Here is a 25,842-nt window from a genome sequence, read left to right as displayed (position 1 = left end):
TTTTAATTATCTCCTATGTAGGCTTTCCGGAAAAAATCATTCATCACCTCCCTATCGTGGTTGCTTAAGTTACGTTCAGTAATACTTTCAATCACGTCTGGAATAACATCAAAAAGGTCTTTTAGAGCATGCTCTTCTCCTGTAACTAGTTCATAGAAACTGGCTCCATCAATAATTCTGATGAGTTCGTTAGCATGCACTCTTGTGGAAGTTTTTCTATTGGAAGGTGTGAAAGGTATATTATATCTTTCAGGACGTTTGGGGATAATTTGCACAAAGTACGCGGTGTAACCGTTATATATGCTGCTATTGGGCATTACTAACCCTTCTAAGTTTTTGTATACATCAAACAAGGAACCGCCAGTGACAGTATTATGTTTATTTTTAACTTCCGCTAAAAGTCTACGTTCGTCAGATTTCAAATCCATATTACCACCTATGCCCAAATTTCTCCAACCGTCAACTTCTCCAAGAATTTTTTGATGAAAATCTCCAATATGATTTTGGAGAGCTTTTTCAGCCTGTCTAGTTTTTTCGCTAGTTAACCAGGTAGCACCATCTAGATTAAATCCGGTAATTTGAAATAAGGCAGAAAAGGGGTCAATAACATTTCTATGAAATTTAACTTCCGATTTTTCTTTAGCAGCTTGGGCAGTAAGGATAATGTGTTTTACAGCGTTAATTAGATCTTCGTCTCTAATCCAATTCAGATAAGGCATGTTATGTTAATTTTTTGGCATTTCAAACTTAACGAAAATAAATTAACTCTCTGCCTCCTCAAATTCCATAATTTTTTGATTACTATTAATAATCTTATTTTCCAGATTATACTCTTTATAAGCTTTGTTGAGAAATGATATGATTGAATGTCCAATTTCCTTCGCCAAATTAACTGGAACTGCATTTCCGATTTGTTTATATTGGTTAGAAACAGAACCCGAAAACATCCAGCTATCAGGGAAAGTTTGGATTCTAGCATATTCTCTTATTGTAAAAGGTCTTGTTTCCTCAGGATGACATCTTTCAGTCTGTTTTTGAGCGGGACTACAAGTTAAAGTCAAACTTGGTTCCTCCCAACTAATCCTTCTTGCCATGCCTGTTTTGCCCCCTCCCAGATAAAAACTCTTTTGCATATATTCTTTTTGTATTTTCAAAGGAAGATCTCTCCAGTATCCTCCAGGAGGTACCAAATCTAATATTTCTTTTTTTCTTGCTGGATATTGGGAACCCTGGGATTCTGGAACATCACAATTATATAGGTCACCTTTTTTTAGGGCGTCTCTCAGGTTATACTGCCTCTTATAGGGTTTAGGAAATAAAAACTCTGTTTCAATGTCTTCTCTTATTCCAACTAAAAATAAGCGTTCTCTTTTCTGAGGAACATTGAAATAAAGTGCCTTAAGTACAGTAGGATTTAAGACTCTATATCCTAATTCTTCGAGAACGGATTTCATTCCGTTAATTGTATTTCCGTTATCGTGTCTTAATAAACCGCGTACGTTTTCACCTACACAAATTAAAGGCTTAACTTCATTTACAACTCTGGCGAACTCATAGAATAGTGTACCTCGTGCATCATTAAATCCCATTTTTTTTCCTGCATAACTAAAAGCCTGGCATGGAAACCCTCCAGTAACCACGTCTATTTTTCCTTTGTAATCAGAAAAATCTAATTTAGAAACATCATCTTCAATAACTGACCAATTTGGCCTGTTTGTTCTTAAGGTTTCACAAGCCCAGTGGTCTATTTCATTTAAGAATGTACAATTCAATCCGGCTTTTTCTAATCCAAGTGCCATTCCCCCTGCACCCGCAAATAATTCAATCGAATTATAGTTATGATTGGCTTTAGGATTGTCATTGGCTTTATCAGAATTGAAAAGAAAATGCAATTTATCGAATGCTTTAAGTTGCTCCTTAGAGTAAACTCTGTAATTATTTATTGGATGGCGTGTAGCCTTTAATTTATCATTATTGTCCCATCTTCTTAAAGTCTCTTTGCTAACACCCAAAAGGTCAGCCACCTCAGAAATAGTAAAATATTCTTTCATAACCAAATTAGTCAACATTATACATGGTTACAAATATAATAGCTTTTGATTGAATAAAACAAGGATGTTTTTGGCATTTTAAAAAAGTTGCGAAAATAGACCTTGAAAAGAGGCATTTAAATAAGTGTCAGACAATATGCATATTTATACGGGAAATTTCAGCAAAAATTTACAGCTTTTCAATAGAAAAGAATATTCGGTGAGCTATGATTTTATATTAAGACCATGGAAAATAAACCTATTTGGCTGAAAAAGATAATCATAAAATAATTGTCAATACTTACTAAGCAATTAATTCAGTTGAGATTCCAATAGTCTCTTTTTGATTTCAAAATTTTTTGATATAATATAGAAAATTAAGTTTCCAAAGGATACTATATAATGAAATTATAAGCTTATCTTAAGCCCTGCTTCCCTAGCAATATCCTGCATAAATTTAGCCATGGGGCGTTTATGTATTTCATTAGGATTTGTATAATTACCAAGGATTATCCTATCTATATGAGCATCGTTTATATTTTCAAATTTCTTCAATTGTTTACGCAAATTTTTATCATAGGTCTGAGATTTTAAGATAATATCTTCGGCAACATCCTTTTGCGACTTATAGATTTCCGTAATATGAAATTTTTCATCATACTCGGGACATGTCTTATTAAAGAAAGTATATTCAATTTCTCTGCTTTCCCGAGTTACCAAAAATTTTGATTTTTGAGCTTGATCTAATTCAAATCCCATTAAGTTATGATTAATTTCATGCCTTTCCTGGTAAAGCTGAAATTGGATATCATCATCCTTCTTAGCATTATTACAGGATGCGCACGTAGGATAAAGGTTAAATAGTGCAATACTTAGATAAGGATATTTAGCCTTTGGATAGTAATGATCAACCTGAAATTTAGCAATATATTTCTTTTTAGTACCTATCTTCTCCTTTTTTAGGCTTAATGTTAATTGAGAATTGCAATATACACATGATTTAATACCAAGTTCACTAAAATATTCTGGATAAAAACTCCCTCTTTTCGTTTCGTATCCTAAAGCCTTTAATATTTCATCTTTTAGAAATGTTTTTGAATTCTTTCCGGCAAATTTTCTTTTTGGAGTTTTGGGCATTATACCAATTTCTTCAGACAGGTTTACCATTTCGTTTATAGATAAAGTTACAAGGCTAAATTTTTTAAACCCACGAAGAATACGTCTTAGAATATGTGATTCTTTATGGGATAAGATATTGTTTTTTTTAAGCTTTTCTAGTTTATCATATGCTCGGTTATGCTGTCTTTTTAGCTCAGTATTTCTTTTTTTAATGATTTTGTCTACTTGTGCTTTATCAATTGCGATCATTTTTTCTTTTCAAGTTTTGCAAACGTTCGATCTCTTCATCAATCATTTCAGAAGTCATCTCGTATTTTTGATAATAAAGTTTAGATAACGAGTCTTTTAATACGGGTTCTCCAATTCGTTCAATGAATAATTTTGAATTAGCGTCATTCCATTCAAAACCTGCTGTTGTAGTATTGTTTTTCGATGCATTCGTTTCATCAGATTCTTCTTTAAGATGATCTATCAAATTTAAAACTTTGTTCTTTACAAACTCTCCCATAAAGCTATTTTCCAGAAAAAAGTCATTATAGAGCAACTCATGTATATTAGCTCCTAAGGTCTGGTGTGATTCTTTATAAGGTTTTACCTTTCCATTTTTTAAACGTAAAATATTTTCTTTAGGGATGTCAGAAAGAATAAAGGGAGAATGTGTAGAAAATAATATATTGATCCCCTGTATGTTATTAAATCTTTGTCCATTTAACTTTCTTAAGAGTTCATATACAAATTTTCGTTGGAATTCTGGGTGGTAATAAAGTTCTATTTCATCCAATATAATATTAACGTAAGGGTAGTTAATTCTTTTGGATTCTATATTATTAGGTACTGAATCAACATTTAAGATATGGTATAGAACAGAATGTATGGAGTGTACGAAATGCTGTTCTCCAGAACTCATACTGGCCAGGCTTATATCCCCCGATTGTAAGATTACATTGTAGCAACCAATAGGAATTAATTCTTCAATTTCTAGCATTTTATTTCCCTTCAAAATAGTCTCTAGGGTAAAATTTAATTCATTCAAATCCTTTATATCATAGGTCTTGTTTTTACCACCCCTGTCAAGATAATTCCAATCTCCCGGGACTAGGTTAAAGCGTAACATGTTGAGAACCTGGCGTAACTTATAAGTTATATGAGTTTTATCCAGACTTAACTTTTGGCAGAAGTCAAAGAAATATTTGTTTTTTAACGGAACTCCTTCTTTTAGGAATATGGTTTGATAGTCCGGATAGTTGGATATTTTTAAAATTTTACGGAAAACGTAATTTGCTATAAATCCTATCTCGGCTGTAATTTCAAATTTTATTTCTTTAAGCTGTTTATAATCCCCCTCTTTATTATAAATCAAACAATCAACTTTTTTTAGAAAAGCCATATCGTCTAATTTATTTGATTCTTTAAAATCACTAAATATTTGGTTGTAGTCTGGCTTACCGATAGAGTCTGAGTACTTCTTATCATCTTTCTCGTAAACAATTTTTGAAATAATCTGGCCATTCACTTCCTTGTTATTTTTATCTATCACAATATTAGTCAGCAACCTAGTTTGTGCCAGATGTAATTCATTGTTTACATCAATATTTCCTTCTGTTCTAAAAGGATTAATTACTAATGGGGTTTGATATCCATCGTTTTTATGGAAAAGTCTTTCCACCCACGGACCCATAAATTCCGAATTTAATCCATACAAGGAATAATTAATTGCTATGGTGTATGGAAATTTCTCAGATAAAAAATTTTTAAAGTGCGATATTGTAGAAAAGCTTTTAGCTTCTGAAAAACAATAATCGTTATTTGTATTTTTATATATAGATAGACCAAAAATGGTATCTAAAGCTTCTAAGCAGTAAATTTCACCTTGATAAGAATAATACAGAGCCACCTTCAATTCTTTATATACCTCCAATACATAATAAAACCATTCTTCTTCTCTAGGGCTATGGTTCTCTGTATTTCTAAATGTTTTGATTATTTCAGCTTTACAGGCTAAGGCAAAGCAAATGGCGTAATACAGTTCCAGAAGGGTACTTTTACCAGATCCATTTTTGCCCACTACTGCTGAGATATTTACTTGAAGTCCATTCTCAAGGTTATATAAATTCTCTGGAATTTTTTTATTTTTCCTTATATATTTTAAATTTCTGTTGCCAGGTAGCATTTCATTTCCGTTCTCGTCAAGAAAAATAAATTCATCGTAAAATTTATATAGTTTACCTATTTCCAGATTTTTTCTAAATCGCTTTTTGCAACCTTTTAAAGGCTGAATTGCAATTATTCTAAAGTCATTATCCATTTAAAATTTTTAATTTAAATTAAACTCTTTGTGCCTACTAAACTTTACAATACGACGAGTAGCGTTAGCTAATATTTCAATTCCCGAAATAAAAGTTTTTAAAACGGGCCAACAAAGATGTTTCTCCAAATTCGAAACAGGTTTACATTATTAAGAATACTCCTACTATTCTATAAAGATATTTTTAAGGTGCCAGCTTAAGGACTCAGTTGAGGGAAACCATGATTCTTTATTTGGCAGTAATATAGGTTTGTTTTGAAATTGAGATAAAGTAAATTCTGAATCTTTATCATTGACCAAACCTGATACTTTGACTTCATAATCTGGGGTGATACTTATCAGTCCCCGGTCGAAAGCACGATGTAAGGTAGGGGATAAAGCAATACCATTTGTTACGGTATCATCATTGGAAATACTGAACGGGTGAATATGGCAGGCATCGATCATTTGAATATTTGGCGGCCCCATAATACGCATACCGGAAATACAACACCTCTGATCATAGATCTTTGGGATGCTACGCTTAAATAAACCACCCCTTATAAAAAGTTCTTCCTGGTACTGACTTTCATCCAGTTGTGATTTAAGAAAAAATAACCTTTCCCGGTACTCTTTTCCGGAGGAATGTTGAATCTGGTACTCCAACTGAGATTCTTCAGCCGAATCCTGGTCTTTTCTGTAATTGGTTTGGGAAGTATTAAAAAACTGTTGTAACAAATGTGATTCGAGGAATTCAGAGATATGCGACTGTTGTAATAGCAGAAATAATTCGGGGTCGATTTGGGCAAAAGCCACTGTTTCCTGTAAGTTTTTGAAACTCCTGATACTTCCCGAGCGGGTTATTCCTATTTCCATTCCCGGTTTGGCCACCAGCTGCCAGAAAGGTTCTGAACGCATATGGAAGAAGGGGAGCGCGAAATTCTCTGTATGACCCGTATCCACTAATTGGTTCCAAGTCTCCCTAAAGTTTAAAATAAGTTCTGGGGTAATAAATATTCGTTTATTTTGGATTTGGTTTCTGCGTATTCCTCTAATGACGGCGAGAAGCAAAACCGGCTTATGAGGTGCTTTACCTAAGTGCCCGCTTACACCACGTTTTAGTTTCCTAAAATAACTGAAATATTTATCGAAGTCTTCGGTTGATACAGCATCAGATTCAACTATTTTTTTTGGAGGTGAAAGTTTATTTTCTTTAAAAGAGGTTTTATTTATTAATTCTATTTGATGTGGTGTAAAATATTGATATCCAGCCAAAGAACTAATTCCGTTTTTAATATGAAGATCCTTGGTAATTTTTAAATATGGATTTGTAATGTAATCTTCCTTCGTTTTAAAAATTATATACCCTTTCAGATCGAAAAGTACTCCTGGGAATTTTTTTAAATTATGATACCATTTCCCATCTTTCCTGTATAGAGCATGAAAAGCTTCTATTTTAAGTAAATTACTTAAAGATTTTCCTGTCATTAATCTTTATATCTTGAAGATTTAAGCCGCCTCAGATTCTAATTTCTGTCTAAATTTATTAAAATGATCTAGATTTATTTCATACAGTCTTTCAAGAAATAAATCGATCTCATGTTGATCATCTGTATCAATTAGGTAATTTATTTGTTCTTCTGTAAAATCATAAATGCCAAAATTTTTGATATAGTTTCTGCTTAAGGAATAATATCCAGAACCATAAGGTTTACTTGTATTTACTATATAGAACCAAAATATTCTGGAAGACAAAACTTTCCTTAGATATTCTAAATCTCTTAGATCTTCCGATACGATTGCCAAGCCATTTACAAATAGCAAATTAGGTTCATTATTGATTACATAATTAGGAATATAGGGAGAGATATGTGGGAATAAAAGTTTATAAGAGAACGGTTCTAAAGACTGATTTCTTCCATATTGAAACCAAGTATTATATTCTGCACCTTTACCTTTATCTCTCTTAGCTAATTCATCTTTTTTCGATACTAAATAACGATAAGCATTCGGATAATTATTTGAGAATTGATTTTCATCAATAATATTTATTTGGTTATTGTTTAATGAATAGGGGAGTATTATTTTTTTTCGAAGTGTTTCAATAGAATCAAGTTTAATTAATTTATTAGGATTTACGATATCAACGCAACAATTCTTCTCAATTCTATATTCGATACCTTCCGACATTAAGTAATAAAATTGTTCATCCTCATTAATTGGGTTAAAAATATAAACCTTATTTTTTAATGTGGCTATTCCGTTACGAGACTTAAACTTTTTACCTAAAGGTTTGCCGATACCTTCAATTTTATCAATCAATTGTTGCTCCTCTAAATTCCAACCATTTTCTGAGCAAAGAGATTCATATGAAATCTTTTTTGAAGTAAAATTATTTTCTAGTAACTCACCAAGGTTTTTTAGTTTTACATAATTTAAATGAGTTGATGGAGTGTTTTTAAATAAGCATATACAAGTGTAGGTGGATTTAGAATCAAACACCTGGAAGGCTCCAAAATCTATAATATTCAAGCTTGAACTTATTTCCTGAAAATAACTTCTAAGTGCTCTTCCATTGACACTTTTAAAAAAAGTATTCATGGTGATATAGCCTAATTTTCCGCCTTCTCTTAAAAGAGATATCCCAATTTGAAAAAATGGAATATATAAATCAGGATGTCCAGTAGAGCATACCGACCAATTCTTAAGTAAACTCTTGGACTCGTCATCAATATTTCTAGAACATACATATGGAGGATTTCCAACTATCGCGTGAAATCCTTGAAAATTATCGATATGATCAGGCCACTGGAAACTAAGGGCGTTACATTCAAATAAATTAAATTCAAAATTTTCTTCCACTTCTCCCTGAGATATTGCAAAAAGAGTCAGTAGAATTTTAGATCGCATGATTGAATATTCTTGAATATCTAAGCCATAAATATTATCACGAAAAATTTCAAAATAAGTTTTTTTAGTTCTCTCATAGATGAATTGAGAGGCAGTTAATAAAAAACCAGAGCAACCACACGCGGGATCACAAATAGTAATATTTTCTATATCATTAGTATCATTTAAACAATTTTCAACAATATTTTCACGAATCTGCTTTGGCGTGTAAACAGCACCAGTCACAATTTTCTCTTGAGGTGAGATCACAAATTCAAAAACCTTGATAAGATCTTCGAACTCTCTGAATTCACAAATTTCCTTGAAATCCTTTAGGACATTGAAATCGTTATCATTTTCACGTATGTAATATTTATTAAGAAATAAATTATTTAAATTTTCTAGGTTGAACGAATCTAAGAAAGCTGAAACAATTAAACGGTCAACGTCAAATGGATCAGATGAGTAAGATTTTAGATATGATAACAAATCACTTTTCATGTATATAGTTGAGGACAGATTTCATGAGTATTCCATGTCGAAGCTCCATTAAGTTCACCTCTCCAATGGTTAGCTAAGGAGCAAAAATAAGGTTTTAATAGTCTATTTCTGTATTCTTTAACTAATGAAATATATTCTCCATTTTTCTTAAGTTCAGACCATATTTCTGGAAAGAAATTTGAAAGAACAAAATCAACTCCTAAAATAATATCCATTGGATAGTGCATCAAACGTGGGCTGTCTAGAATAATAGATTGACCGAAGTGGCGCTTCCCCTTATTTAATTTTCTGCCCCCGAATTGGAAGTGATATTTTGGATGTGAGGATAAGGGTTCTTTTTCTCCTTCAGGATGTCTATCTAGATGATATGAAATTATATGATCCTTATCATCTTTATATCCAATTACAATAATATTAAACTCTAAATGTTTCAAAGGGTCAGAATGAGAATAATCTTTTTGATAGGATGCAATTAGGTTTATATCAAATGAAAGTGTCATGCCATCAAGACCCTCAGGGTGTGTATGTTCCGGGGTTGACGTAAAACTAAATTCTATTGGATCAATCTTGTATCCATAAAAGGAATAATCAATCTCATCTGATTGTTTTACTTTGCTTACTTTCGTTTCATCTTTCAATTGGGAGGCGGCATTCCTAATTTGACCTGTATTAATATAGTATTTTTCTAAAAGCTTAGATAAAGTCAATAAATCTTCCGCCATTTCCAGCCTATGAATTTTCACATCTTTTGGAACTTTATTTTTTTTCATTTTTAAGCTCTTCAATTAATAATCGATATCTTTCATATTCTGATGGGTGGACATCCAGTCCTTCGTCAAAACCTATTCTATTTACGGCACCATGCTTAGAAATATAAGAGTAATCTTGCCAGGGTTTTGGTTCTGTTTTCATTGCAATTCTAAAACCTTCTCGAGGATCAAGAGGTTTATTAAAAGATTTACATAGAGTCCAATAGCGATAACTTTTGCAGGTTTCTATTCGCTCAGAAACTGAAAGATTAAGACCGGTATTTACCTTAATTCCTTCTAATCTTTCCAGAGCATCCAATGAAGCAAGGTTAGATCCTGTCAAATCCTTAAAAATGTTATTTACTAGATTCATCCACCATCGATTCCAACCATTTGCAAAAGCTCCCTTGAATTTAGCTTCGAAAAAAAAATCCTTTAATAATGAATTCCAATCAGGAGAAGATCGATCGATACCCAACCGGGCAGCTAATATTTCTTCACTAATTAAAGGACCTTCTATATATATAAGATCTTTTAAAATTGTTCTAGCTAATTCATGGGCAGGAGCATTTGGATTATTTATGAATCTTGAGAAAATACGATCATCTAAACTTGTAAGATCAGTATTTAAAACGTCACTTAAATCTTTTGATTTTCTTATTTTGTCATACCCTTCTATTAAAGCTACAATTTGGTCAGATACTGTTAAAAAATTTTCTTTGTCTTTTCTGAATCGAAGATCGAACAAATCATGGCTAGTATGATCGGCAGTATAAGATTTTTGGAGTTTATCATCAGTGGAGCAAAGAATAAATGGTACGTCCTTTATTTCCTTTTCCGTATTTGTAGCTTCAGTCCTCAAGTGTTGTGCTAAAACTGGTGCCTTCACATTTCCTGTCTCTCCGTCATCATTTGCTCGATCATCAAGTTGGTAATCAAATATTACTGCATCATAATCCCCAATTACTTCTAGAATTTTTTTAGAAATTTTGTCAAATGGGCCACTTTGAAATGGTTTGATAGACAAAGTTTCATTTTCTTCCAGTGTATCAATCATTGGCTCTATCTGAGAAAGGCCATGCTTTGATGCATCATCGTCAATATATAAAACATTATATTTACTCATTCTCAAGTTTAATTTCTGTTTTTGGTATTTCAATTCTAAATGTAGTTACAAAATCGCTGTCAGAATTTGTGACAAATACTTCTCCACTATAGCCTGATACAATATCCTTAACTATTTTAAGACCAAGACCAGTACCAGTGGTAATTTCACTTTCAGCAGCATCGGAATTTGAAGGTGAACTTGTAGTATAAAAAACATCAAAAACTAATTCCTGTTTATGCTCTGGGATCCCGTCTCCATTATCTGAAAACTCAACGAACACATCATTCCCAGATATCCCTGCTCGTACTCCAATTTTTCCTTGAACACCTTTTCGTTTGATAGCTTTTTTTGAGTTTGTATAGAAATTAAAAAGAATAGAAGCCCATTCTGAATTATGCATTGGACAAGTAAATAAATCATAACCTTCAAACCTAGGTTCTTCAAGTTTTATTCCAGTGCGTTCGGCGTCAGGCCTTATAACCTTATAAAAAGACCGTATAGCATCCTTCAGTGCTACTGGTTCTAGTTCTCGATTTACATTTTCAGATATGGCTTTATCGAAATAAGATGTATATGTGCTAAAAGAATTTAAGTTTGTTTTAAGTCTATTAGTACGTTTAGCATAAATATCTTGAGTTAATTTACGGTATAAGAAATCAATGTCCAGATCAAAAGCTCTTAAATGATGTTTTATTTCGTGGACAAACTCCCCAATTGTTAAACCTAAACTAGCTAATATTCTTAGCAATTGAACTTCTTGTAATAATTGTTCTTTTTCTTCCTCTTCACGTTTAGCACTTTCTCGTAATCTATTTGCAAATTCCTTATAATCTTCTGAGGAAAATCCTTTATTCTCCTCATCTGCCTCATGACTTGATTTGGATTCTTGAGGATCTTTTTCCTCACCTTTATTTTTATTAGCAGCTTGTTCGAAAATGTCTGCTACTTCATCAATAACCTGTTTTGGTTTTTTTTGATCCCAATCTTTTTGAGAGGAACGTTTCTTTCTACCTCTTATAGCTCCAATTTTGATTGTAGCATCTGTCAAAACTTTATAGGCAAATTCTTTTAGCTCCCCGAATGCTTGATTTTCTAGAAGCCCCTCTCTACTAGATAATTCTTGAAAAAGCTCACCTTCTTGATCAAGGACTTCAATAAAGCCATAGAAATTGTTGTTGCCGTGGGGAGTTAGAATTATCCGTCTTCTTACAGATTTATCCAACCCTAACCAGTCGTTATCTTTTTCAGCGTAAGGTAGGACTCTGAAACCATTTCTATAAAGTCTTATTCCCCCGAAATCTTCTGCGTTCTGTCTTATAGCTGTCTCTACTTGCTTAGGCACCAATCCCTTATTGTAAATAAAATAATAAGCCTTAATATGGATATTTTTTAAACTAGTAAACTTTTTATAGTCCTCATTTTTACTATTTGCTCCTATAGTATAGAGCTCATCCTCTAATTCAAAATGTTTGCTCGTTAAAGAATAAAAACCATCGCCTGCGTTATCTACGTAGCCTTCAATTTCGGCAGTAGCGTTTTTATAAAAAACATTTTCCTCATTAACTATCGCTTTATCATTTTTAAAAAAGTTTACTTTGAATCCTGGATCATCTTTACTTTCTTCAAGCCGTTTTGATAAAGGAAAAGGTTGTAGCAATTCTGATATATAGCGAAAGGCTCTTTTAATAGCAGGAATTGACCAAACATCTCTTAGATCATCAATTATTAATGTAGTTCCCTCATCCTTGACTTTTGGAATTTCTTCTATTTTATTTGAAATAAGAAGAAGATTAGAATCCATTTCAAATTTATCCCATTCGATTACCACTTTCAGAGCTTTATCTGAATTAAATGTTTGAGTAATTACTTGAAGTTTAGATCCGAGCCGTTGTGTAGCAAATCTTCCAATTCCTTTTTGCCCTGCTCTGGTTCTTTCATATCGTGTAGAAAAAGGGTTGTGAAATTTGTCGCTAGAGGAGATAGTCATAAAACCTTTTATGAGCTGGTCTTTGGTCATTCCAACTCCATTGTCTTCAATAATTAATCTGCCACCAGGTTTATCACAATCTGAAAAAGATAAGTTTACAACTTGGGCATCTGCATCGTAGGCATTTTTCACTAATTCCGCAACTGCAGTTTCATGTCTGCCAACTAGCTCTTTTCCTAATCTGTTTATAACTCCCGCATCTACAGAAAAACGAACATTCTCATTATCTAATTGAGCAATCTTATGAGAAAGCTCTAAAATTAGGTTATTATCAGATTTATCTTTAAGGAGCTCCTTGTTTAAATCGTCCTTCAAAGCTTTTAACTCGGAGGCAATATTTTTCATGGAATTTATGCTATTATTTATCCGATCGGAATGATCATAGTTTTTATATTCTTCGAATATAAGTATGTTCATTGAATAATTTGATATTTGGTAAATCTACCTTTAAAGAAAAAGATAACTAATAAAAATTAAAGTAAAAAAGCTAACTCATTAAATCATTGAAAATCTTTTTTCGATCTGAGATGCAAGAGGATATGCATTGCTGTGTTCTAAATAGGATATTGGAATAGAAGAATATTCCGGTATTCCTTAAATAATTATTATAGATTGGAAGCATGTCTACAATCCACTTAACGAGCACGTTCCTAAAGCTGCTCTGAAAGTTTTGACAGAACTTTGGGAAAGTAAATATTCTTATGCTGTTAAGAGTTAGAGCGTAACTGGGAAGATCTCACGGTATTTTTTAGGTTTTCCCTAGAAATAAGAAAAATCATTTGTAAGAAAAGCCTCTAAAAAGTGGTCAAAGCTTATACGGAACTGGGGTGTTATCTTGAATCAGTTCCTTATGATCTATTATAAAAGCGTCAGGCTTTAAAAAGTCCAACCCCTAATATTTTAACTTTATATAGTGTCTTTAAAAAACGTCCCATCTTTAAAAGGAGTCTAAATTCACCGTCGAAAGCCTTATTGCTACTGAGTCTTTCCAGAAGAGCTCAGTAACTCTTGAGACTAAAGTTTTGAATATAGGAATAAAGTTTTATGAAATTTGATATACCACATAGAGTACGCGAATTTGTCGGATTAGTATTTTTTTGTATGTCAAGTAAATTATTTTTTTACTAACGGTGCCGCTTATTGGCGATGAACCATCTTTTTTGGCGGTAGTTATCTTATAATAATAGAATCAAGTAGTTCAATAATTTTTTTCATATTTGAGTAATGAGTTTTCATATTTCCAAAGGTTATACTATCAGGATTGCCATGCGCTATATTATTTCTATTTGATATTACTGAATTCAAGGAGCTTTTCAGATCCGGAGTTAATTTGCCTTCAAATTTTTGCCACCAATCTGGAGAAAATGAATTTAAAAACCCATCCAATTTTCTATAATCAATATTTGTGAAATTCTTGTTTTTAGCTTTTACATGTTTAGCAATTGGTTGTGCAGAAGTTGAATCAGCAAAATCACCAATTTGAGATTTAATAAAGCTTTCAAACAGACCTGAAGTTTTAACACATAGGTATTTTGCAAAATGTCCTTGTATTTCCTCATCAGTTAAATTTTCTGCTGTATCAAATAATGCATCCAATGAGGAAATTTGGTTTCTAATCCTGTAATGCATATTTATATACTGTTAAAGGCTTCAATACTCTTCGATATTCTTCCTTTTACTGAACTTTCGCTTGAGGTTCCACTTTCAATAAAGGCTTTGTAATCTTCCTGCTCTAAGAGCCAATTGTATTGTTGTTCTAATAATTCAATATCAGGATCAGGATTGTCTTGAAGTCTTTTGGCAACTCCAATCATAACGGAATCGTATATTGCAGCATTCATTCTATTTCCAGTTCTGAAAGCATTTTCACCGAGCGCATCGTGAATTTTTTTTATAGAATTAGTAAATAGGGCTCGTAACTCTTCTTCTGAATGAGTTTCTAAATTTCGATTCATTGACATGAAATTATTCATATAAGATTTCAAGATTTTTTTGTAATCAGTATATCCAAAATATAGAGTGTAAAAGCGAAGTATAAGTTCTTGCTCTTTCATTCTTCTATTTGCTTTACCAAAAATTTCTCTCCATTCTTCGATTTCCACCAATTCGGAAAGTAATTCATTAAAACTACCATAGTAAATACACGCTCGTATCTCTTGTGGTTGAAGTGGTGTGCCACCAGTATTTAATCTTTCAAATATCATGTAGATACTACTTTCCTCTTCTGAAGGAGTATCTTGTTTTACTACAGTAGCATGAAGAATTGAGTCGTCTAATCTATTTTGATCAGCTTCTTTCAAATTATCATATGTAAGTCCTTCTAAATCTGCCTGAACTCCCTTTAACCTGAATTTTTTCTCTCCAAATACACCTTTATAAAAATTTGCGATACTTAACATTCTCTGTTGTCCGTCAATTATTAATAAACGTCCTGTTTCCTCTTCTTTTGAAAGAAACACGCCTGGTACGGGCAATCCTAAAATTAGTGATTCAATAAATCTTGAGGCTTGTAAATGAGTCCAAACATATTTCCTTTGAAAAGGAGGTACGAAGATTTTTTCTTTTTCTATTCTAGCGACAACGCTATCTACTGTATAATCAGCTCCATAACTTGTTATTGAATACCTGAATTCTTCATTTTCCTCAGTAGTTTCATCTATAATTTCAAATTCTTCTTCAGTCATAATTTTTTTGTTTATAATTACCGCCAACGGCTGCGATTATCGCAAGTTTCGGGAGTAGGAACGCGGACTTGTCGGCTTAAGCATTTTTATTTCTTGGTTTCTAAAATTATAATCTTTTGACTAAACCCGTCTTAAGTTTGATTTCCTAACTTTAAGATATTAATAGGAAAGAACAAAAGAGAGGAGTAAGGTTATAAAACCCGTGGGAACTTGAGATTCCGTAAATATTGATAATCCCCTCTTTTTTCTACTTCAATTTCGTTTAGTTCTATGAGACCTGGATCTCGTTTTTAAGTCGATGAAAACCAAAGTAGTTGTCCTTTCTCAATCATTTTTCTATGAATAAAAATAATGAAATTTATGGAGTGGACATCAGTAAAGGAGTATTTGATGTGGCCAACTCAAAAGGGAAGCATTTTCAGTTTAAAAATTGTGGTTCGGGCTTTAAAGGCTTTTTAAAGATTTTAAGTAAAGAAGACCTGGTAGTTATGGAAGCTACAGGATATTACCACTATAGATTAGCACAGTTTCTTTACGAACAAGAAATAAAGGTCTCGGTAGTAAATCCTTTATCGGTGAAGCGTTTTATACAAATGAAGCTCTCTAAGGTTAAAACCGATAAGTCTGATGCCAAATCGATATGTGAATATGCAAGCGTCAATGAAGTTCCATTATACACGGCAAGAGACAAGAGCCAGGCTGAAGCCCTCCAGTTACTTCGTTTAATAGATATTTATACCAAACAGAGTACTGCGCTGAAGAATAAAATTCATGGTGAGAAGGTACTCGGAAAACCCTCCAAAGTCGTTTATCATTCGCTAAACCGATCGCTTAAAATGCTACAAAAGGAGCTTAAAACTCTTGAGGATCGCTTATGTGAGATAGTTAAAGAGGAGCAACAAAAGATGCTTACACTTCTAAAAAGTATTCCAGGAATCGGCAACAAAACAGGTATTATGTTATTAGTATTAACCAATGGTTTTACCAATTTTGAAAATGGGAATCAGTTATGTAGCTATGCTGGAATTACTCCAATTATTCGTCAATCAGGATCCACTGTCCGGGGCAAAAGTAGAATCAGTAAAATGGGTAATCCAAAACTTAGAAACTTACTGTTCATGTGTAGTTTTACCGCCTGTAAACATAATAAGGCCTGCAGGGATATCTATGAACGAATAATCGCCAAGGGTAAAAGTAAGAAGCTCGCGCTAATTGCCGTATGCAATAAACTGCTAAAACAGGCTTTTGCAGTAGCTACATCAGGTTTACCATACGATGAAAATTATGTGCCAAAATTGGGATAAAATGCTTGGAAATTAGCTTAGTTCTTTATTTGCGATGAACCGATGTTGGCAGCTGCTTTTGTTCTAATTTTTTAAGGCATATTTCTTCTCTCTTTGTCTGAATGCTTCATCGCCTCCTTCTAAAATATCGCAGACATGTTCACGTATTCCTTGGCTATAGAGTATAGACTTTTCGAGTTCATTCTTTTCAAATGAATGTTCTAAAGAACCATTCACATACTCAAATCTATAATCACCCTCTTCATCTTCATTAGTTTGACCTTTTTGATTGGCAACAATTATATTTTCTGTATCAGTAGCAACAACTAGGTTAGCATTATGGGAAACAATTATTATCTGTCTTTCTTTCTTCTTTTCTTTAATCATTTTGCAAAGCAGATCGTATATCGTTCTGTTATCTAAGTTATCTTCTGGTTGATCAATTAATATTGGGAATTCAGAGGAGCTAATTTGGAGAAAAAGTATGAGTAATACTGTTCCTTTTTTTCCAGGTGACATATGTAAAAGGTTATCATTTTTATAAGTAACGTTGTAGTCAATTATAAATGAATCTTTAATAATCCCTCGGAGAACTTCTTCTAAATTGATATTTTGCTTTAATGGTAAATATTCCTCTTTAGAGTAATATAATTTTTGATCGGACACTCTCAATTGATTTTCAAAGAAATCGCATAATTCGGTATAATTAACTAAGTTATCGTTATAAAGAGTGTTGAAGAAGTGGTCTGAACCTATTGATGCTTTATTAATCTGATTGTATAGTTTCAAATCTTCTAATCTGTAAACTAATTTTGCGTTAAGTTGAATATCGGAACCAATACTATTCTTAGTGGAATTAACCTTATTAACTATTTCTTGATATTCGTTGTATCTTCTTTTAATTAGATTGGCTATTTGTTTTCTGGTGTTCTTATATTCCTCTAATAAATTTTTAAATTGTTGTTCTGAGGCAATTGCAGACTGAAGTTTTATTTTTTCTTTTTCGAGTTGTTCAGTAAGTTTTTTAAGTTCTTTTTGTCCATCTATTTTTTGAAGATATGGAGCTAGTTCTTTATTAACCTTATTAAGAATTTCATCATTAGCTTCTCTTTGTTTAGGTAATTGTAATTCTTGAATTTTGGATTTAAGATTTTCTACTAGTTGATCATAGTCTTTTTCAATTTGAGATTTTATGATTTTTAGATCTTTAGAAATTTCACCATTTTCTTCTAATATTCTATCAATTTGTCCTTTTAGAAATACATCTTCTTGCTCATCCATTTTACCGAGTAAACTAGCTCGATTATTTAAAATCTCATTTAGTACTTTTTGTAGACTGTTGTTTTTAGTGATTAAATTTCTTTGTTCTGCTTCCTTTAAAGATTTTGTCTCTAATAGATCATTATATTTTTTGAATGCTTCCTCGCTTAAATTAGAAGCTTTCTGGCCTTTTGCAATATCTGATTGAATTTGAGTAATGGATTTTCTAATAGTAGCAGAATTCCCTAACTCTTTTGATTTTTTTTGAACTTCTAAAGCTTTAGATCTAATTTTTAAATATTCACTTAATAACCTATCTGCTTCAGAATTAAGATTTTCAATTTCTTCTACTTTGTCATCGTAAAAGCCTTTAAATTCTGAATCCTGCATTAATATATTTTTGATCAAAGAATTTAATTCTTCTTTATTGTTTTTTTCGACCAAATAATTAATGTATAGCTGCGGAATGTATGTGATTTTATGAAGTTTATTCGTTGGTTCTAAGTCTGTGAAGAAATCCTCGTCCCCGTTTTTCCATTGAACTTTGAAATCAAAATTTGAATCAAACTTATATCCTTCAAAGGATAATCTTTTTGATGCTCTCTGAACTTGTTCTGGGTCAATGCTCTTTGCCATTGAATACATAAGAAGAGACTTTCCTGAAGATTTTCCTCCGATAATTGAATTTAAATTTTCATTTAGTTCAATTGTTTTCGAGCCGAATAAATTTCCTTGATCTATGAACTGTACGTTTGAAATTATATGCCTCTCATTTTTAACATCAGGCTTTAAAGCTTGAATTCTAACTCTATCCTCTGGTTCAAATAGTGTTTGTCTCAAACCATCAAAAGTTGGGTCTGCCTTAACCCAGCAAAACCTGTTATCTACGGGATTAAAAATACGATCATTGGAATGAGCATCACATCCATGAAAACATGGCTTAATTGAACCACATTTTCTGATTACCGTTTTTACATCATCTACGCTCTGGCCTATAAAATAATTCTTATCTCCTTCATTAGATGAAAATATTGCATCCGAAAATTGATAAAAACTTTGTCTCGTTGCATCTAATTGTGAGACAGTTTTATTTATAAAAAAATCTTTGTGTTTAATTATTCCGGTAACACCATCATTACTTTTGTTTGAAACAATGATTATAGTGTTCTCTTTTAATTTTGGATCATTTTTTAAAACTTCAGAAAGTGTATCCAATGTAACTACATATTGCTCAACACCTCTTTTATATGCGTTTTCTTCATCCAGGAGTTGATCATTTGTATGGTCTCTTCCAAATCTTATAAGTTCATTTTTAGTAGCAGAATAACTACTATTTGAATTTGAAAACTTTAATTTTCCAAGAAATCTATTTTCAATTTCTTGATCAATTGCTGGATTAAATAGACAATGCAGATTTATTGGTGTAGCTGATCCCGTAACAGGGAGAACTCTCATTTCTATGTTAGGTATTATTAAATCAAATTTCTTTGTTATTGATCCATTAGCAACTAACTGTTTAAAGTTGAAATAATTTTCAATACTTAAATAATCTGTTATTCCAAGAACTGATATTGGTTCAGTGGATTCATTTATGGAAATCACATAATTGTTCCATTTCTCTTCTAAATTAGAACCTACAAATTGATCATTTTTTTTTGTTCCTGGAGTGTGTATATGTAAATCCCATTTTCTCCATTCGGAGCCTTTTTTAAATTTATTGTAATCCTTCATATTTGGTTAGTAGGTTATTTTCTTAAAAGTTGCTGCCAACTTCTTATACCAGCCATATTATAAGCCTTTATAAGAAATATTTCGGGATAAACGCAGTTTTGCTAAAAATAGAGCATTCAATTAGAAAGATGTTACGGTAAACCGTAAAACATACCTATTCCAACATTATTTTAAACTCTTTTGTACTAGCTCCATCCTTAGAAGGTTCAAAAATGCTTAATTGTTTAGGGTTTTCTTGCTTAGGAACAATAATGAGTTTCTCCGACCCAGAGATATTCTTAGTGTTACAATAATACCAGAAACAAACACCGAAGTTTCCAAATTTCTTCTCTTCTATTTCAACTACGTTCAATGTTTGAATATCTTTATATTCCTTCCCTTGCGAAATAATTATAATTTCATAATCATTAATTTCTATCGTTCTTTTCATAAATTCAATCTCATAGGACTCTATGATATGGGCTGTTGCCGAACTCTTAAAAGTTTGGCCATTCATAATGACGGGGAAGAGAAGAAAAATTATTAATTTAAACACTTTAATCAGTTTATTGGAAAAGTATTGATAGTATTTCCAAACTACCAGGTGGTTTTTCCCCTAATTAAAAAAGTTATGACACTTTATGAATTTAAATTATTGCCAGAGCAAGAGCAATATCGCAAACTTTTTAATGAAGGTGATTTTATAACCTATAGGCTGGAACCAACCGCAAGGTTCTCCTTGTATGCCTTAGATAAATTCTTTGTAGAAGTTGAGTATGATCCGAAAAGCAATAAAATTATAAAAATGGTAAGTTTTGTAAGTGGTAAAAAGTTAGATGCTTATTCATCTAAATTCTACTTTTGACTAAAATCATTTTTATCTATATCGAAATTAAATAAATCACGAGGGTGAACCTCGAGTCCTCTAGAGAGTTCAATTATCGTGGAGAATTCAAAACTTTTTAATCCTTTTTCTATTTTTGAGATAGCACTAAAATCAACATCGCATTTTTGGGCAAGCTGTCTGTAACTAAGACCTAATTCGATTCTTCGTTTAAGAATATTTTCTCCGAATTTTTCGAGATAAAGTTGATTTAGTTTGATACTATCCATTTACTATTCCTTATAAATAGCAAGCTCATAAAATTTAACAAAAAAAGTGTAGGTCGTTTAAGCTACACTGTCAAATCTTTTATATATTTACCATAAATAATATATTTGCGAAACTTCTTAAAGTAAAATATTAGAAGCATTCGCTTTGAATCTCGTACTAGAAAACTGGTAATTTTTAAGCACACGGGAGAATAAGCAGATTGCTCACGACCCGGGCGTGGGCTCTCTTATTTGTGTGTGGGTATACCAGTACCTCTAGTACAATAAGTTGAGCTTTCACGCCCTTTTTGGTTTCAAACTCTTCTTAATTTTCAAAGTAATCTTCTTCAATTTATAAACTATAAGTCTCGCTTTTTTGTCCCTACATAATAATAGGCCAAAGTGGCCGGCAGTAACTAATACTGTATTCGCTAATTCTTGATTGCGGGATCAAGGAATTCTTATAAACAATCCCGTGGGTTGCTGTTATGTGCCCTATTATTAATAACAGCTTTGGGTGGGGTCTCTTTGAGGCACTGGGAATAATTATTTGGGTTAATAGGTGTTAACGGATAGGGCGGTTAAGTTTTAAAAAAAAAAGAAATTGATTATGAAAAGAAAAGGGAATTAGCCTTAGTTAAAGGTGTTAAGCCAAAAAGCCTTCCCCTAAGATTGCCGTCTGGTGGGGAAGGCCTAAGCTTAAATAAAACAATGTTTCATTTAAATCACACGTAAAATTATGAAAAATAATTATTCGCGCCTTAAATGGGTGGCGCTAATTATTCTTGGCGGGATATTCTTCTTCCTGTCCATGGCTGCAACTGCGGCAACCACTACTATATACTCTTTTCAAGAACAGGAAGTTTCCGGGATAGTTAGGGATCAGAACGGTCTACCTATTCCAGGGGTTACCATCACGGTTAAAAATACCAATAGAGGAACAGTAACTAATCTTGATGGTGAATATGAAATTTCAGCTTCATCCAATGGAACTTTGGTCTTTTCCTATTTAGGGTTTAAAACTTTTGAATTGGAAATAGATGGTCGGGTTGAAATCAACATCCAACTAGAGGAGGATATAGCCTCTCTGGCAACCGTGAAAATAAATGCGGGATATTACAATACAACCGAGCGCGAAAGCACTGGTAATATTTCAAAAGTTTCCGGGGAAGAAATTGAAAAACAACCACTGGTTAATCCATTGCAAGCCTTGCAGGGTAGAATGGCCGGGGTGGAGATTCTTCCAAGAGGGGATTTGCCCGGGCAGGCCTCAAGAATTCGTATACGGGGAACCAACAGTTTACGGGAGGAAGGTAACTTTCCATTATACATTGTAGATGGAGTTCCTATAAATTCAACCCCTCTGGATAGTCGATCTATAGCGGGATCGGGAACAAATGGATTTGACCCTTTAAATACCCTAAACCTTTCCAATATCGAAAGCATAGAGGTTTTAAAGGATGCTGATGCTACTGCCATTTATGGATCAAGAGGTGCCAATGGAGTAGTTCTTATTTCAACAAAGAAAGGTACTGAAGGAGAGACCAACTTTGAAGCAGCATTGTCAAGTGGTGTTTCCCAATTACCTAATAAGATGGATTTATTAAATACATCAGAGTATTTACAAATAAGGAGGAGAGCTTTTGAAAATGATGGGGTAGAACCAACTCAATTCAATGCGTATGACCTACTTCTATGGGATCAGGAAAGATATACTGATTGGCAGGATTTTTTTTACGGAGGAAATGCGCCGGTTACAGATTTAAATGTTAGTGCAACTGGAGGCAATGCCAATACAACCTTTAGGGTAGGTGGTTCTTATTATACTCAAGGGTCTATATATCCAGGAAGTTATGATTATAACAAAGTAACAGGCAGCTTAAATTTAAATCATATCACTAATGATGAGAAACTGAGAATTAATCTCTCGGTGGGTTACGGAGTAGATGATAATCAACTTGCCGGCAGTATTGATGTCTCATCAGCTCCTTTTAGACTACCTCCAAATGCTCCCAGGGTTTTCAATTCAGACGGTAGTCTGCATTGGGAAGAATGGGCGGCAGCCGGACAAAATAATCCATTAGCTGGTTTTTTTAACCAAAGTGATACGAGGGTAAATAATCTAATTTCCAGTTTGAGCCTTACCTATAAACTGGCAACTGATTTCAATTTTAAAATTAACGCAGGTTATACCAATCTTCAGAGCAAAGAATTAGTAAAAAGACCTTCACGCTCCTTTAATCCGGCCTGGAATTACAATGATGATTCCCAGCATCTAGATATCAATAGAAGTTCTTGGATTCTAGAACCTCAGTTAACTTATAGCAGATCCATTGGAGACGGAATATTGGATTTGATAGCCGGTGCTACTTTTCAGCAAAATCGCGACTCAAATTTAGAGTTAATAGGATCGGGTTATGTCTCAGAAGCTTTAATTGGAAATTTAAATGCGGCAGAGGATATAAACAGTACTTTGCATTTAAACACTCAATACAGTTATAATGCAGTGTTTGGTCGTTTGGCCTATAATTTTAAAAGTAAATACCTGGTGAATCTTACAGGGCGCAGAGATGGCTCTTCTCGTTTTGGCCCCGGTAAACGCTTTGCCAATTTTGGCGCTGTGGGTGCCGCCTGGATTTTTACGGAAGAACCCTTTATAAAAAAGTCATTGCCATTTTTGAGTTTTGGAAAACTAAGGGGAAGTTATGGTACTACCGGTAATGATCAAATAGGTGACTATGGTTATTTGGATGCCTACGAGGTTACGCCAGGACCCGGCGGGTTATTTCCTACTCAGTTATTTAATCCTAATTATTCTTGGGAGGAGAATAAAAAACTGGAAGCCGCCTTTGAAGCTGGTTTTTTCAAGGATCGACTGAACTTTGGTGTTAGCTGGTATAGGAATCGTTCTTCGAATCAATTGGTAGGCTTTCCGCTTCCTGCAATGACTGGGTTTAATTCTGTTCAGGCAAATTTACCGGCTACGGTAGAAAATTCAGGTTGGGAAATAGAATTATCATCATTGAATTTCAACGCTCCCAACTTCCGGTGGAGGACTTCTTTTAATATAAGTATTCCTGAAAACCGGCTGGTAAGCTACCCTGGAATAGAATCTTCAAGTTATGCCAATAGGTACAGGGTGGGAGAGCCTTTAAATATCGCTTTACTTTTTAAATACGGTGGTCTGGATCCTGATACCGGTTTTTATACCCGAGAGGATATTAACGGGGACGGCAGGTTTGATTATGAAGATCGCGTAGTTACAAAGGATTTGGGCAGGCAATATTTTGGGGGGATTAATAACTCCATTAGTTATAAAAGTTTCAACCTTCAGTTTCTTTGGCAGTTTGTGAAGCAGGAAGGCAATTTGTTCAATTTTAATGCCGGAAATTTATCTAATCAGCGCCAGGAAACTTTGCAAGCTTTGGAACCCGGAAGCAGATATCAAAGGGTCTCCCAATCCATCCAAGGCTTAATAGGTTACGCCTATGTTCAGACCACCCCATTTCCATATACAGATGCTTCTTTTCTTCGGCTTAAGACCCTGACCTTAGGATATGAAATACCTACAAAGGTTTTAAACAAGGTAGGTGTTAAAAAAGGTTCCTTGTCTTTACACGGTCAGAACTTGCTTACTATAACCGATTATAAAGGTGTAGATCCTGAAATGCCAATAGGCGGAACTTCATTCGCCGGTCTTAGAACCATAATTGGCGGAATTAAACTTAACTTTTAAAAACTCGCATATGAAGACTTCAAATTTTATAAAATTAGGTTACGCTCTTTTTATTTACGCTTTCTTGGTTTCCTGCGAAGATTTTGTTGAAATAGACACCCCTACACACAGAATTGTTGGAGAAACAGTTTTTAATGATGAAGCAACGGCAGAAAGTGCCATGCAGGGGATTTATAATCAATTAATGAGGGCAGATTTTAGCGGTGGTTGGCAAAACAGTATCACTGCACTTGCAGGCTTATCATCAGACAATCTTGAGGCTCTAAGGCCAGCTAATGTAAGTTATCAAGAATTTGATCAACACGAAATTCTTCCTGAGAATACAGGAAACCTGGCATTGTGGTCTAGTGCTTATAATATCATCTATATGGCCAATTCTATTATTGAAGGACTTCAAGACTCAGAAATTGAAACAGGTGTCCGAAACTCCCTAATGGGAGAAGCAAGGTTTATAAGGGCTTTTACCTATTTCCACCTTACGAATTTATATGATGAGGTACCTCTATTACTAACCACTGATTATAATCAAAACGCTAAAGCTTCAAGAAATTCATCAGAAGCGATTTACGCGCAGATAATTCTTGACTTAACTGAAGCCCGGGAGCTTCTCTCAGAGGAGTATAGAAACGGTGAGCGTACTACAGTAAACAAATTCGTCGCCACTGCTTTATTGGCCAGGGTGCATTTGTATCTGGAAAACTGGCAGGAGGCTGAAGAGTTGTCCTCGGAGGTTATTTCTGAAACCGGCACTTATGAAATTTTAGACAGTCTAGATCAGGTATTTCTTCCTAATAGCAGCGAAGCTCTTTGGCAAATTTCGCCAATCGGAAGAGGAAATAGCCTTACGCATACCAATGAAGGTTCCATTTTCATTATCCATCCTAACTCTCCGGCATCCTCAGATTTTAAACTTAATGATTCTTTAGTCGCAGGATTTGAACCTGGCGATTTGAGACTAAGCTCATGGATCGGTTATCATCAGGAGCTGGAAGTATATTATCCATTTAAATATAAAGATCAAAATAGCAATAATAGCATAACAGAATATTCAATGGTAATGCGGCTGGCAGAGCAGTATTTGATAAGGTCAGAAGCCAGGTTAAGACTTAATAACGCTGAGGGAGCCGTTTCAGATCTAAATGTCTTGAGAAAAAGAGCAGGGATGGAGCCTATATCAGCGCAAGTAACAGATGGCGAAACTTTACTGAACCTAATAATGATTGAGCGGCGGCATGAATTATTTTCTGAATGGGGGCATCGATGGTTTGATCTTAAGCGTACCGGAACATTTGCGGATGTTTTTGCTTCCAATCCATTATGGGAACCTACTGATGTATGGTATCCAATCCCTGACCAGGAGCGCATGAACAACCCCAATCTAACACAAAACCAAGGTTATTAAAAAAAGAA

The 25,842-nt window shown here is 33.6% G+C and carries 18 protein-coding genes and 1 pseudogene; 5 read left to right on the top strand and 14 right to left on the bottom strand.

Features of this window, described 5'->3' with window-relative positions; genetic code table 11:
• Window positions 1-2: 2 nt before the first annotated feature.
• From B4F31_RS03360 to B4F31_RS03320, 9 genes are all read right to left on the bottom strand, one after another.
• On the bottom strand, window positions 3-719 hold the full coding sequence (locus B4F31_RS03360; RefSeq protein ID WP_286760616.1) for an Eco47II family restriction endonuclease: 717 nt from the start codon (window positions 717-719) through the stop codon (window positions 3-5).
• A gap of 42 nt (window positions 720-761) precedes the next feature.
• Window positions 762-2,057: a DNA (cytosine-5-)-methyltransferase gene (dcm, locus tag B4F31_RS03355; protein ID WP_286760648.1), complete on the bottom strand. Its 1,296-nt coding sequence runs from the start codon at window positions 2,055-2,057 to the stop codon at window positions 762-764.
• 381 nt (window positions 2,058-2,438) lie between these two features.
• Window positions 2,439-3,398 carry a hypothetical protein gene (locus B4F31_RS03350; protein ID WP_286760615.1) on the bottom strand — a complete coding sequence of 320 codons (960 nt, stop codon included), beginning with the start codon at window positions 3,396-3,398 and terminating at the stop codon, window positions 2,439-2,441.
• Window positions 3,385-5,454 (bottom strand): AAA family ATPase, encoded by a 2,070-nt coding sequence (locus tag B4F31_RS03345; protein ID WP_286760614.1) that lies wholly within the window; start codon window positions 5,452-5,454, stop codon window positions 3,385-3,387. The genes B4F31_RS03350 and B4F31_RS03345 overlap by 14 nt, the downstream gene beginning before the upstream one ends.
• 165 nt (window positions 5,455-5,619) lie before the next feature.
• Window positions 5,620-6,921: an HNH endonuclease gene (locus B4F31_RS03340; protein ID WP_286760613.1), complete on the bottom strand. Its 1,302-nt coding sequence runs from the start codon at window positions 6,919-6,921 to the stop codon at window positions 5,620-5,622.
• A gap of 21 nt (window positions 6,922-6,942) precedes the next feature.
• On the bottom strand, window positions 6,943-8,823 hold the full coding sequence (locus tag B4F31_RS03335) for an Eco57I restriction-modification methylase domain-containing protein (RefSeq protein ID WP_286760612.1): 1,881 nt from the start codon (window positions 8,821-8,823) through the stop codon (window positions 6,943-6,945).
• Window positions 8,820-9,593: a hypothetical protein gene (locus B4F31_RS03330; protein ID WP_286760611.1), complete on the bottom strand. Its 774-nt coding sequence runs from the start codon at window positions 9,591-9,593 to the stop codon at window positions 8,820-8,822. The genes B4F31_RS03335 and B4F31_RS03330 overlap by 4 nt, the downstream gene beginning before the upstream one ends.
• Window positions 9,580-10,698: a hypothetical protein gene (locus B4F31_RS03325; protein ID WP_286760610.1), complete on the bottom strand. Its 1,119-nt coding sequence runs from the start codon at window positions 10,696-10,698 to the stop codon at window positions 9,580-9,582. The genes B4F31_RS03330 and B4F31_RS03325 overlap by 14 nt, the downstream gene beginning before the upstream one ends.
• Window positions 10,691-13,012 carry an ATP-binding protein gene (locus tag B4F31_RS03320; protein WP_286760609.1) on the bottom strand — a complete coding sequence of 774 codons (2,322 nt, stop codon included), beginning with the start codon at window positions 13,010-13,012 and terminating at the stop codon, window positions 10,691-10,693. The genes B4F31_RS03325 and B4F31_RS03320 overlap by 8 nt, the downstream gene beginning before the upstream one ends.
• A 265-nt stretch (window positions 13,013-13,277) precedes the next feature.
• Here B4F31_RS03320 and B4F31_RS18190 point away from each other — a divergent pair.
• Window positions 13,278-13,547: pseudogene (locus B4F31_RS18190) on the top strand (IS256 family transposase); the annotation flags it as partial.
• A 290-nt stretch (window positions 13,548-13,837) separates the two neighbouring features.
• Here the strand turns inward: B4F31_RS18190 and B4F31_RS03315 are convergent.
• Window positions 13,838-14,296, bottom strand: a complete 459-nt coding sequence (locus B4F31_RS03315; RefSeq protein WP_286760608.1) for a HEPN domain-containing protein — start codon at window positions 14,294-14,296, stop codon at window positions 13,838-13,840.
• A gap of 2 nt (window positions 14,297-14,298) precedes the next feature.
• Entirely contained in the window at window positions 14,299-15,351 is a 1,053-nt protein-coding gene (locus B4F31_RS03310; protein ID WP_286760607.1) for a DUF262 domain-containing protein, read from the bottom strand.
• 338 nt (window positions 15,352-15,689) lie between these two features.
• Between B4F31_RS03310 and B4F31_RS03305 the strand changes: the two genes are divergently transcribed.
• Window positions 15,690-16,655: an IS110 family transposase gene (locus tag B4F31_RS03305; RefSeq protein WP_286760606.1), complete on the top strand. Its 966-nt coding sequence runs from the start codon at window positions 15,690-15,692 to the stop codon at window positions 16,653-16,655.
• Between the two features lie 63 nt (window positions 16,656-16,718).
• Here B4F31_RS03305 and B4F31_RS03300 read toward each other — a convergent pair whose 3' ends face one another.
• Entirely contained in the window at window positions 16,719-19,625 is a 2,907-nt protein-coding gene (locus B4F31_RS03300) for a TrlF family AAA-like ATPase (RefSeq protein WP_286760605.1), read from the bottom strand.
• 154 nt (window positions 19,626-19,779) lie between these two features.
• Complete coding sequence (locus B4F31_RS03295; protein ID WP_286760604.1) at window positions 19,780-20,160, bottom strand: hypothetical protein; 381 nt, start codon at window positions 20,158-20,160, stop codon at window positions 19,780-19,782.
• 75 nt (window positions 20,161-20,235) lie between these two features.
• On the opposite strand from B4F31_RS03295, the gene B4F31_RS03290 reads away from it, so the two are divergent.
• Window positions 20,236-20,469: a hypothetical protein gene (locus B4F31_RS03290; protein ID WP_286760603.1), complete on the top strand. Its 234-nt coding sequence runs from the start codon at window positions 20,236-20,238 to the stop codon at window positions 20,467-20,469.
• On the opposite strand, the gene B4F31_RS03285 is transcribed toward B4F31_RS03290, so the two are convergent.
• Window positions 20,460-20,717, bottom strand: a complete 258-nt coding sequence (locus tag B4F31_RS03285; protein WP_286760602.1) for a helix-turn-helix domain-containing protein — start codon at window positions 20,715-20,717, stop codon at window positions 20,460-20,462. The two genes, B4F31_RS03290 and B4F31_RS03285, sit on opposite strands and share 10 nt — an antisense overlap.
• 718 nt (window positions 20,718-21,435) lie before the next feature.
• Between B4F31_RS03285 and B4F31_RS03280 the strand changes: the two genes are divergently transcribed.
• The gene (locus B4F31_RS03280; RefSeq protein ID WP_286760601.1) at window positions 21,436-24,432 is read left to right on the top strand and encodes a SusC/RagA family TonB-linked outer membrane protein; all 2,997 of its coding nucleotides are present in this window, start codon (window positions 21,436-21,438) and stop codon (window positions 24,430-24,432) included.
• Between the two features lie 10 nt (window positions 24,433-24,442).
• Window positions 24,443-25,834, top strand: a complete 1,392-nt coding sequence (locus tag B4F31_RS03275) for a RagB/SusD family nutrient uptake outer membrane protein (RefSeq protein ID WP_286760600.1) — start codon at window positions 24,443-24,445, stop codon at window positions 25,832-25,834.
• The last annotated feature ends 8 nt before the right edge of the window (window positions 25,835-25,842 follow it).

Source organism: Salegentibacter sp. UBA1130 (assembly GCF_002311535.1).
Classification (GTDB): domain Bacteria; phylum Bacteroidota; class Bacteroidia; order Flavobacteriales; family Flavobacteriaceae; genus Salegentibacter; species Salegentibacter agarivorans.
Note: the sequence above shows the minus strand (reverse complement) of the source record. Positions and strands in the feature narration are given on the sequence as shown.